The organism is Virgisporangium aliadipatigenens (assembly GCF_016863615.1).
GTDB lineage: Bacteria > Actinomycetota > Actinomycetes > Mycobacteriales > Micromonosporaceae > Virgisporangium > Virgisporangium aliadipatigenens.
Genome location: NZ_BOPF01000006.1, coordinates 16,104 through 26,756 on the forward strand (window position 1 = coordinate 16,104; position 10,653 = coordinate 26,756).

Sequence of the window (10,653 nt, forward strand, 5' to 3'; positions counted from 1 at the left end):
CCGTTTGTTGTGAACGTTCACCCGGACGAATGCGTCATAGGAGTCGACTACGGCACGCTCTCCGGGCGTGCCGTCGTGGTGCGGGTGCGCGACGGCGCCGAGCTCGGGTCGGCCGTGCACGAGTACCGCCACGGGGTGATCGAACGGGCGCTGCCCGCCACGGGTGCGCCGCTGCCGCCCGACTGGGCGCTCCAGGTGCCCGAGGACTACCGCGAGGTGCTGAAGATCGCCGTTCCCGAGGCGCTGTCGAACGCGGGAATCGACCCGCGGCGCGTCATCGGCATCTCCACCGACTTCACCGCGTGCACCGTCCTGCCCACGCTCGCCGACGGCACCCCGCTGTGCGAGCTGGACGAACTGCGTGAGCGCCCGCACGCCTACGTGAAGCTGTGGAAGCACCACGCCGCCCAGCCGCAGGCCGACCGGATCAACGCACTCGCGCACGAGCGCAAGGAGCGCTGGATCGGGCGCTACGGCGGCAAGATCAGCTCCGAGTGGCAGTTCGCCAAGGCCCTCCAACTGCTGGAGGAGGACCCGGACACCTACGCGTGGACCGAACGCTGGATCGAGGCCGCGGACTGGATCATCTGGCAGCTCTGCGGGGTCGAGACCCGCAACGCCTGCACGGCCGGGTACAAGGGCATCCTGCAGGACGGCGAGTACCCGTCGTCCGAGTACCTGGCGGCGCTGCACCCCGACTTCGCCGACTTCCCCGCTACCCGCCTCGCGCACCCGATCTCGCCGCTCGGCGCCAAGGCCGGCACGCTCACCGCGCAGGCGGCCGAGTGGACCGGACTGCCCGAGGGGATCGCGGTCGCCGTGGGCAACGTCGACGCGCACGTCACCTCGCCGGCGGCCCGGGCGGTGGCACCCGGTCAGATGCTGGCCGTCATGGGCACCTCCACCTGCCACGTCATGAACGGCACCGAACTGCTCGACGTGCCCGGCATCTGCGGCGTCGTCGACGGCGGGATCATGGCCGGCCTGTACGGCTACGAGGCGGGGCAGAGCGGCGTGGGCGACATCTTCGCCTGGCACGTCGAGCACGGCGTTCCGGAGTACGTGTCGCGGGAGGCGGCCGAACGCGGCGTCTCCGTGCACGACCTGCTGAGCGAGCAGGCCGCCGACCAGCCCGTAGGCGGTCACGGGCTGGTGGCGCTCGACTGGCACAACGGGAACCGTTCGGTGCTGGTGGACCATCACCTCTCCGGCGTCATCGTCGGGCTCACGCTCGCCACCCGGCCGCATGAGGTGTACCGGGCGCTGGTCGAGGCGACGGCCTACGGCACGCGCAAGATCATCGAGACGTTCGAGGCGGCGGGGCTGCCGGTGACGGAGTTCGTCGTGGCGGGCGGGCTGAAGCGCAACCGGTTCGTCATGCAGATCTACGCGGACGTGCTGCGCCTGCCGATCAGCCTCGGCACCTCCGAGCAGGCGCCGGCGCTGGGTTCGGCGATCCACGCGGCCGTGGCCGCCGGGGCGTACCCGGACGTGGCCGCCGCCGCGGAGGCCATGGGCAAGGCCGAGGCCGCCGCCTACACGCCCGATCCGGCCCGCGCCGACGCGTACGACGCGCTCTACGCCGAGTACCGGCTGCTGCACGACCATTTCGGACCCGGCGATCAATTGCACCGACTCCGGGACATTCGCAACCGGGCTTTGGGAGCGTAGTGGGGATGATGTTTCCGGAAATCCGCGCCGAGGTCGCGGACCTGCACAAGCACCTGATCCAGTGGGGGTTGGTCGTCTGGACGGCCGGCAACGTGTCGGCCCGCGTTCCCGGCGAGGACCTGCTGGTGATCAAGCCGTCCGGCGTGACGTACGACCAGCTGACCGCGGAGTCGATGGTGGTGGCCGACCTGGACGGCAAGCTCGTCGAGGGTGATCACAACCCGTCGAGCGACACCGAGGCGCACGCCTACGTGTACCGGCACATGCCGGAGGTCAACGGCGTCGTGCACACGCACAGCCCGTACGCCACCGCGTGGGCGGCGCTCGGCGAGGACATCCCGTGCGCGATCACGGCCATGGCGGACGAGTTCGGCGACGACATCCCGATCGGGCCGTTCGCGCTCATCGGCAGCGACGCCATCGGCCGGGGAATCGTGGAGACGCTCGCCGGGCGGCGTTCCACCGCGGTCCTGATGGCGCAGCACGGGCCGTTCACCATCGGGAAGTCCGCGAAGGCCGCGGTGAAGTCGGCCGTGATGTGCGAGGACATCGCCCGCACGCTGCACCTCGCGCGCCAGATGGGGCCGCTCAAGCGCCTCCCGCAGACGGACATCGACAAGCTCTACGACCGCTACCAGAACGTGTACGGCCAGACCAAGCAGGGGAGTCGTTGATGGAGATCTGGTTCCTCACCGGCAGTCAGGGACTGTACGGCCCGGAGACCCTGGAACAGGTCGCCGACCAGTCCCGGGAGATCGCCGCCCGGCTGGACGCCGCGGGGCTGCCGGCGACCGTGGTCTGGAAGCCGGTGCTGACCAGCGCGGACGAGATCCACCGCTGCGCCGTCGCCGCGAACGCCGACCGCGACGTCATCGGTGTCATCGCGTGGATGCACACGTTCTCGCCGGCGAAGATGTGGATCGCCGGCCTCGACGCGCTGCGCCAGCCGCTGCTGCACCTGCACACCCAGGCCAACGTCGACCTGCCGTGGGCGTCGATCGACATGGACTTCATGAACCTCAACCAGGCCGCCCACGGCGACCGGGAGTTCGGGTACGTGCAGGCCCGGCTGGGCGTCGCGCGCAAGACCGTCGCCGGTCACGTCAGCGACCCGCGGGTCGTCGAACGGATCGCCGTGTGGGCCCGCGCCGCGCTCGGCTTCAACGAGCTGCGGCACCTTCGCCTGGCGCGCTTCGGCGACAACATGCGCGACGTGGCCGTGACCGAGGGGGACAAGGTCGAGGCGCAGCTGCGCTTCGGCGTCTCGGTCAACACGTACGGGGTGAACGACCTCGTGGACGCCGTCGACGCGGTGGACGACTCCGCAGTGGACGGTCTGGTCTCCACCTACGACGAGGTGTACCGGCTGGATCCCGCGCTGCGCAAGGACGGCGACCGGCACGAGTCGCTGCGCTACGCCGCGCGCATCGAGGCCGGGCTGCGGGGCTTCCTGGAGGCCGGCGGGTTCAAGGCGTTCACGTCCAACTTCGAGGACCTCGGCGGGCTGCGCCAGCTCCCCGGGCTGGCCGTCCAGCGGCTCATGGCCGACGGCTACGGCTTCGGCGGCGAGGGCGACTGGAAGACGTCGGTCCTGGTGCGCACGCTCAAGGCGATGGCGCCGGGCGGGCCCACGTCGTTCATGGAGGACTACACCTACCACCTCGCACCGGGGGAGGAGTGCATCCTCGGCGCCCACATGCTGGAGGTCTGTCCCAGCATCGCCGCCGACACCCCGAGCTGCGAGATCCACCCGCTGGGCATCGGCGGTCGCGAGGACCCGGTCCGGCTGGTCTTCGACGCCGCCCCCGGGTCCGCCGTGGTCGTCGGCATGGCGGACATGGGGGAACGCTTCCGGCTCGTCCTGAACGAGGTGGAGGTCGTCCCGCCGATGGCCCCGCTGCCGAAGCTGCCCGTGGCGCGGGCGGTCTGGAAGCCGGCACCCGACCTGTCGACCTCGGCGGAGTCGTGGCTCACCGCGGGCGGGCCGCACCACACCGCCCTGTCGATGGCGGTGGGCACCGAGGAGGTGGCCGACCTCGCCGAGATGACCGGCACCGAGCTGCTCGTCATCGACGCGAACACCACGACGCGGCAGTTCACCAAGGAACTCCGCTGGAACCAGGCGTACTACCGGCTGGCGCGCGGCTTCTGAGCCCCGTGCGACTTGGTTGCCGGTCGGGAGAAGTGCTCCGGTCGTCGGCCGGACGGTCGATTACCCCCGTGTGAAGCGTCTGCCCGTAGCCGCCGTGCCGGCCATCGCCGCTGTGGCGTGTGTGCCGGTCACGGTGGCGCCGGAGACCACGACCGCGCAGGTCGCCTACACCGTGACGTTCGCGTTCCTGGTGGGGCTGGCGTGGTGGGGTGCGCGCGGCCGCTCCGGTCGGGTCCTGGCGGCGCACTCCCTGGTCGCCGGTGCGCTCACCGTGTGGCTGCTCGGCGACCTGCTCTACACGGCGCTGGACCGACTGGCGGGCCCGGTCGGCCCCGTCTCGGCCGCCGACGTGCTGTGGATCTCGGGATATCCGCTGCTCGCGGCGGGCCTGGTGCGCATGTCCAACCTGCGTGCGCCCGGTCGGCTGCGGGAGGGGCTGCTCGACGGGCTCGCCATGTCCGTCGCCGTCGCGGCGATGTTCTGGTACCTGATGATCCTGCCGACGTTCGAGGCCGAGGGCATCACCCTGCCGGCCGTGGTCACGACGTTCTACCCGGTGGGGGACGTGGTGCTCTTCACCGCCGCCGCGATCCTGCTCTTCGCCCCCGGACAGCGGGGCGGCCCGACGCGCTATCTCATCGTGGCGCTGGTGCTCACGTTCGTCGGGGACGTCGGTATCTCCGCGTTGGCGTCCTTCCTGCCGGCCGTCGAGGGGGCGCACCTCGACGGGATCCTGCTCATCGCCAACAGCCTCATCGTGGCGGCGCTCTGGGACCGGCGGCCGCAGCTGTTCACGCCGTCGCACAAGGCCGACCACGAACGCCTGCACCCGGCCAGGGTGGTCTTCCTCGGGGTGGCGCTGCTGACCCTGCCGGCGCTCACGCACCTGAAGCAGGAGCACATCCTCGGGCGCATCGTCGAGCTGATCCCGATGATCATCCTGACCATGATCATTCTGCTGCGGTTCACCCTCGTGGTGCGCGCGCAGGAACGCGGCCGCGCGGCCCTCGCCCACCGGGCCACCCACGACCAGCTCACCGGCCTGGTCAACCGCCAGGAACTGCACCGCCGGCTCGATGCCGCGCTGCGCCACGACCCGACCGGCCCCGTCGTCCACTTCCTCGACCTCGACGGGTTCAAGCCGGTCAACGACCGGTACGGACACGCCGTCGGCGACTTCGTGCTCGCCGAGGTCGGCCGCCGGCTGCGGGCCAACGTGCGCGAGGACGACACCGTGGCGCGGCTCGGCGGCGACGAGTTCGTCGTGGTGTCGCTGTGCGAGGAGTCCGCCGCCTCGATCCTGGACCGGCTGCGCCAGGTCGCCGCCACCCCGCTGATCCACGAGGGGGAACTGCTGACCGTCGGCATCAGCATCGGCACCGCGCACGCGCGGGACCTGGAACAGCCCACGTCGGACAGCCTGCTGGCGGCCGCCGACGCGCAGATGTACCGGGTGAAGGCGGCGTCCCGGGCCGCCCGTGGGGCACCTCCGGCTCTCCTGGAACCCGCGTGACGCTGCGGCGCGGCGCTACAGCCGCTTGGTGAGCAGCTCCACCGGGCCCTCGGTGACCTGGGCCGTCCCGACGCGTTCCCAGCCGCAGCGCTCGTAGAAGCCGGCGGCGATCTCCGTGGAGACCCACAGCTGCCGGTACCCCAGCCGGGCGGCGCGGGCCTCCAGCTCGGCCATCAGGGTGCGGCCGATGTTCTTCTCCCGCCGGGCCGGCTCGACGACCATTCCCATGACCCAGGGGCTGTGCGCACGCAGTTCGGCATGATCGAACTCACCGAGGCCGACCACGCCGACGGCCGCACCGTCCGCGTCGACCGCGACCACGGTGAACGGCAGCCCGTCGCGGCCGGCCTCCTCGCGGGTCGTCCCGATCCAGAACTCCGGGTCGTCCTGCTCGGGGTGGCGGCCCCACTCGCGCCAGCGCAGGAGGCCGACCGGCGCGATGAGGTCGGGGCGGTCGGCGAGCAGGCACACCGACACCGCCGATTCATCCGTCACGCGAGGATGGTCACCCCACCGCGTGGGACGGTCAACGTACTTGCATCGCCGGGGCCTACGGGATCGCAGGTACCTGAGCGCCGTCTTAATTCTCCTGCGGCGCTGTCACCCGAGGGGGTGAAACGTCGATGCGCTTTCCTCGCTGATGTGCCTAAGTGAGGTGGTTTCGGTGCCGGCGGAGAGATGGCCGAGCCATCCACCATGAGCTGATCCGATTGCAGTGGAGGATCGTTGAGCGCCGTCATTATCAGCGTCGCCGGCGTGGTGGTTGCCGTCGCGGCACTCGTCGCAGCCCTGTGGCAGGGATACCTTCTGCGGCGCCAGGTGGCACACGCTGAGCAGGTCAGCAATGCGCAGTTTTATCAGAACATCACGATCCAATGGATCGAGTTCGACAAGATTTTCATCGAGCGCCCGCATCTGTGGTCCTACTTTCACGGGGGCAAGCCGGTGATTGAGGACGGCGGCGACCACGCTGACCTCATCTCGGTCGCGACCGCTATCGCCAACCTCGCTGAGATGTGCGTCAACTGTCAGGTCGTGCTGGGTAGCTATTCGGGAGACTGGGAGCGCTACTTTCGCTTCGTGTATCTGAACAGCCCGTTCTTCCGGGAGTTCTGGGGGAAGCACAGCTCCATGTGGTCGAACGCGGTGGATCGGGCGTTCGTCACTCCGGTGTCCGGCATCGAACCGTCGACGCCGCCCGAGGTCGCGGTGGACTGCGTCCCGGCGTGACGTGCCCGGCCGGGGCGGGGCCGGCACGAGACCCCGGATCCTCGCCCGGCTCGTCCGATCGCGCGGCGACCTCCGGATGGGACAGGGCGCCCCAGGCGATCAGCAGCAGCACGCCGCGCAGCACCCGCGCCGACCTCCGCGGCCACCCGGACCGGGTAGGGATGTATCCGCGCGAGGGTCGAACGGGTTCAGAGGAGGTCGTCGAGGTACGGGTTGCGGAACTTGCCGGCCGGATCGGCCCGCACGACCGCCGCCGCCCAGTCCGACCAGCGCTCGTAGCGGGTGCGCAGTTCGGCGCCGGGGACCGTGAACACCTTGCCCCAGTGCGGGCGGGGGGCGAACGGGGCGAGCCGTTCCTCGACGAGGCGCACCACGGGCAGGACCGCTGCCGTGTCGGCGATCCAGGTGAAGTGCACGGCGAGGCTGTCGCGGTCGTGGCTCATGCTCAGCCACAGCGGGTCGGCGGCGATCGTGCGCAGCTCCGACACCTGCAGCACGGCGGCGATCTTCTCCCGCACGTCGTACAGGGCCGCCAACGCGTCCGGGGCGTGCCGGCGGTCGATCAGGTACTCCGACTGCAGTTCCTCGCCGCTGCTGGGCGTGAACTCCAGCTTGAAGTGCGGCAGGCGTTCGTGCCAGGGGCCCGGTGCGCCGCCCTGGACGGTGCAGTTCTCCACCGGCATGCCCGGAACCGGGTGGCGGGGGCCGTCGGCGCGCACCGCCCCGGCGAGCGTGGCCGGCGGCGGCTCCTCGTGCACCCGCTGCTTCACCCACACCTGGTTGCGTTCGTCGCCGGCCCAGGCGGTGAAGACGCTCACGCTGTACCCGGCCTCGAACAGGCTGCCGGTCACCTCCGGCCAGGGCAGCCCGTCGTAGACGTACTGGCGCACCTCGTAGGTGGGCTCGACGTCGAGCGTGACCCGCGTGACGACCCCGAACGCCCCGAGCCCCACGACCGCCGCGTCGAACTCCTCGGTGCCGCGTCGCAGCGTGACGATCCCGCCCGACGCGTCGACCAGTTCCAGGGCGGCGACCGCGCTCGCCAGGCTGCCGTTGCGGTCGCCCGAGCCGTGCGTGCCGGTCGAGACGGCGCCGGCGACGGAGATGTGCGGCAGCGAACCGAGATTGTGCAGCGCGTACCCGGCCGCGTGCAGGTGCCGCGCCAGCTCGCCGTAGCGCACGCCGGCCGCCACGGTGACGGTGCTGCCGTCGAGGTCGACGGTCGGCGGCAGTCCCGCGACCGACACCAGGGAGGGGCCGTCGGCGATGCGGTTGAACGAGTGGCCGGTGCCGAGCGCGCGCACCGAGGATGCCCCGGCCACGACCGACCGCAGCTCGTCCACAGTGGACGGACGGTGCACGCGCGCGGCGGTGAACTCGACGTTTCCGGCCCAGTTCCTGAGCGTCATGAAAGTCAGCCTAGCCGGATGACGTTCCAGGACAGGGGTGGAAGCACCACCCGCACCGTGTCCCCGTCGACCGTCCAGTCCTGGCTGGGGCGCGGACGCACCCGATCCGGGTCGTCGGCCGTGTTTCGCGCGTACGGGTCCGCATCGCTGAGCGTGGAGACGTCGAGCCGTTCCACCGGAACATGCGGGAGCTCGACGGCGAGCGGGGTGTCCACGGACCTGTTGACGGCGAACACCGTCATCCGGCCGTCGGCCGGGGAGTGGGTGGCGACGGCATGCAGCATCGGCACCGCACCGAACTCGGCGGTCTCCACGGTGGGCGATTCGACTGCGGTGCGCAGCACGTCGCCGACGGCGTGCCGGGACGCCTGCGCGAACGGGTGGAACGTGGTCTGCCGCCACGCCCGCCCACCCGGCTCGGTGACGATCGGCGCGATGACGTTGACCAGCTGCGCCTGGCACGCGGCGGCGACCCGGTCGGTGTTGCGCAGCAGCGTGATCAGCAGGCTGCCCACGACGACCGCGTCGGCGACGTTGTAGTGGTCCTCCAGCAGCGGCGGCGCGACCGGCCAGTCCGCCGGCGCCCCCTGGTCGTGGAACCGCTTCATGTACCAGACGTTCCACTCGTCGAAGGAGATGTCGACGCGCTTGGCGCTGCGCTTGCGGGCGCGCACGGCGTCGGCCGTGGCGGCGACGGCGCCGATGAACTGCTCCATGTCCTCCGCGGACGCGAGGAAGCTCTGGAGGTCGCCCTCCTTCTCCTCGTAGTAGGCGTGGCAGGAGATGAGGTCGACCTCGTCGTAGGCCTCCTCCAGGACGGTCGCCTCCCAGGCCCCGAACGTCGGCATCCCGCGGCCGGAGCTGCCGCAGGCGACCAGTTCGAGCCGGGGGTCGACCATGCGCATGGCGCGGGCGGTCTGCGCGGCGAGCCGGCCGTACTCGGCGGCGGTGGTGTGGCCGACCTGCCACGGGCCGTCCATCTCGTTGCCCAGGCACCACATCCGGATGTCGTACGGCTCCTTGGCCCCGTGCGCCACGCGGCGGTCCGAGAGCGTGGTGCCGGACCGGATGTTGGCGTACTCCAGCAGGTCCAGTGCCTCCTGGATGCCGCGCGTGCCGAGGTTGACGGCCATCATCGGCTCCACGCCGGCCTTGGCGCACCATTTGGCGAACTCGTCCAGCCCGAACGTGTTGGGCTCGGTGCTGTGCCAGGCGAGGTCCAGGCGGGTCGGCCGCTGCTCGACCGGGCCCACGCCGTCCTCCCAGCGGTAGCCGGAGACGAAGTTGCCACCGGGGTAGCGCACGACGCTGACGCCCTGCTCGCGCACGAGGGCGAGCACGTCGGCGCGGAACCCGTCGGCGTCGGCGGTCGGGTGGTCGGGCTCGAAGACGCCGGTGTAGACGCAGCGGCCGAGGTGCTCGACGAAGCTGCCGAACGTGCGGCGGCGCACCGGTCCGACGCGGGCGGTGGGGTCGAGGGTGAGGCGGGCGCGGGCGGGCGTGGCCAATGGTTCTCCCCTTTTTGGGGTTGAGTGTTAACGGTAACCAGATCGTCGTCAACCTCTCCCGCTGATGATGGCGGGGCCACCGGGGACGGTGCTCCCGGTGATCGTGGCGTTCCTGGTGGTGCGGTTCGGAAGCCTGAAGTAGCAACCGTTTCGCACCTCTCCTGACCCGATTACCGACCCTGTCCGCTTCTAGGTTCGACCTTGTCGACTGGAGGCGGACCGGGGAGGGCACAGTGCGCGGGCTCATGGGGCGGCTCCTGGCGTCCCTGCGGGAGGGCGTCGCGGGCGCGTGGCAGTACCTGGTGGTGCGGGTGCTCACGGGTGCGCTCGCCGCCACGCTGGCGATCGCCGTTCCGCTGATCGTCACCCGCCACGGCGACGACCCGGTGCCGACGGCCGGCCGGGAGACCGCCGCCGCGTCGCCGTCCCCGTCGGAGGCCGCCGCGTCGTCGTCCGGCCCGCCGCCGGTCGAGGTGCCGGTCAGCAGCGACGAACCCACTGACCTGCCCACGGTGCCGGTGGGCACCGAGCCCGCGACGAGTGCGCCCCGGACCACGAAGGCGGCGCCCAGCCCCACCGCGGGCGGGGCCCTGTACAAGCTGCTGTACGTGGACGCCCAGGGGCGGGCCGCGCGGCTCAACCCGTGTGCGAGCGTCAGCTACCGGATCAACCCGGCCAACGCGCCCTCGCGCGCCGAGGAGGACATCGCCGAGGCGGTGCGCCGGGTGTCGGTGGCCACCGGGATCCCGTTCACCTACGCGGGCGAGAGCACGGCGGCCCCGGTCAAGAACCGGGGGACCGATCCGACGCTGCTTTTCGCCTTCGCGAGCGCGCCGCAGACCGACCTGCTCGACGGCTGGTCGGGCGTCGACGTGAAGTGGACGCAGACCGCGAACGGGCCCGTGATCGTCGGCGGCACGATCGTGCTGGACGCCGCCAAGCTGAACGCCATGGCGCCCGGCTTCGTCTCCGGCGTCTCGCGCGGCGCCCTGCTGATGCACGAACTCGGCCACGTCGCCGGACTCGCCGACTCCACCCGCGCCGACGACGTCATGTACGGCCGGGTCACCGAGTCCAAGGAAGAGCCCATCTACTCCACCGTGGACCGCGCCGGCCTCAAGGCGCTCGGCAAGTCCGCCGGCTGCCTGGCCGGCTGAAGGGGATCATCGA

Annotated in this window: 9 protein-coding genes; 6 read left to right on the forward strand and 3 right to left on the reverse strand. The window is 71.3% G+C overall.

Features of this window, described 5'->3' with window-relative positions; all coding sequences use genetic code 11:
* Positions 1 to 9: 9 nt before the first annotated feature.
* The 4 genes from araB to Val02_RS09435 all read left to right on the forward strand — a co-directional run bounded on the left by araB (position 10) and on the right by Val02_RS09435 (position 5,336).
* Positions 10 to 1,671 carry a ribulokinase gene (araB, locus tag Val02_RS09420; protein WP_203898568.1) on the forward strand — a complete coding sequence of 554 codons (1,662 nt, stop codon included), beginning with the start codon at positions 10 to 12 and terminating at the stop codon, positions 1,669 to 1,671.
* Between the two features lie 5 nt (positions 1,672 to 1,676).
* Positions 1,677 to 2,345: an L-ribulose-5-phosphate 4-epimerase gene (locus Val02_RS09425; RefSeq protein WP_203898569.1), complete on the forward strand. Its 669-nt coding sequence runs from the start codon at positions 1,677 to 1,679 to the stop codon at positions 2,343 to 2,345.
* The gene (araA, locus tag Val02_RS09430) at positions 2,345 to 3,823 is read left to right on the forward strand and encodes an L-arabinose isomerase (RefSeq protein ID WP_203898570.1); all 1,479 of its coding nucleotides are present in this window, start codon (positions 2,345 to 2,347) and stop codon (positions 3,821 to 3,823) included. The genes Val02_RS09425 and araA overlap by 1 nt, the downstream gene beginning before the upstream one ends.
* A gap of 70 nt (positions 3,824 to 3,893) precedes the next feature.
* Positions 3,894 to 5,336 carry a GGDEF domain-containing protein gene (locus Val02_RS09435; protein ID WP_203898571.1) on the forward strand — a complete coding sequence of 481 codons (1,443 nt, stop codon included), beginning with the start codon at positions 3,894 to 3,896 and terminating at the stop codon, positions 5,334 to 5,336.
* Between the two features lie 15 nt (positions 5,337 to 5,351).
* Here Val02_RS09435 and Val02_RS09440 read toward each other — a convergent pair whose 3' ends face one another.
* On the reverse strand, positions 5,352 to 5,831 hold the full coding sequence (locus Val02_RS09440; protein ID WP_203898572.1) for a GNAT family N-acetyltransferase: 480 nt from the start codon (positions 5,829 to 5,831) through the stop codon (positions 5,352 to 5,354).
* A gap of 231 nt (positions 5,832 to 6,062) precedes the next feature.
* Here Val02_RS09440 and Val02_RS09445 point away from each other — a divergent pair, with 231 nt between their 5' ends.
* Positions 6,063 to 6,566: a hypothetical protein gene (locus Val02_RS09445; RefSeq protein ID WP_203898573.1), complete on the forward strand. Its 504-nt coding sequence runs from the start codon at positions 6,063 to 6,065 to the stop codon at positions 6,564 to 6,566.
* Positions 6,567 to 6,754: 188 nt separating this feature from the next.
* On the opposite strand, the gene Val02_RS09450 is transcribed toward Val02_RS09445, so the two are convergent.
* On the reverse strand, positions 6,755 to 7,975 hold the full coding sequence (locus Val02_RS09450) for an FAD-binding protein (RefSeq protein WP_275415558.1): 1,221 nt from the start codon (positions 7,973 to 7,975) through the stop codon (positions 6,755 to 6,757).
* A gap of 5 nt (positions 7,976 to 7,980) precedes the next feature.
* Positions 7,981 to 9,483: an arabinosylfuranosidase ArfA gene (arfA, locus tag Val02_RS09455; RefSeq protein ID WP_203898574.1), complete on the reverse strand. Its 1,503-nt coding sequence runs from the start codon at positions 9,481 to 9,483 to the stop codon at positions 7,981 to 7,983.
* Positions 9,484 to 9,716: 233 nt separating this feature from the next.
* On the opposite strand from arfA, the gene Val02_RS09460 reads away from it, so the two are divergent.
* Positions 9,717 to 10,640: a matrixin family metalloprotease gene (locus Val02_RS09460; protein ID WP_203898575.1), complete on the forward strand. Its 924-nt coding sequence runs from the start codon at positions 9,717 to 9,719 to the stop codon at positions 10,638 to 10,640.
* Positions 10,641 to 10,653 lie beyond the last annotated feature (13 nt).

Excerpts from the sequence above, each read along its gene's own strand:
- araA (WP_203898570.1), top strand. The coding sequence starts at position 2,345 with ATGGAGATCTGGTTCCTCACCGGCAGTCAGGGACTGTACGGCCCGGAG.
- Val02_RS09450 (WP_275415558.1), bottom strand. The coding sequence starts at position 7,975 with ATGACGCTCAGGAACTGGGCCGGAAACGTCGAGTTCACCGCCGCGCGC.
- Val02_RS09425 (WP_203898569.1), top strand. The coding sequence starts at position 1,677 with ATGATGTTTCCGGAAATCCGCGCCGAGGTCGCGGACCTGCACAAGCAC.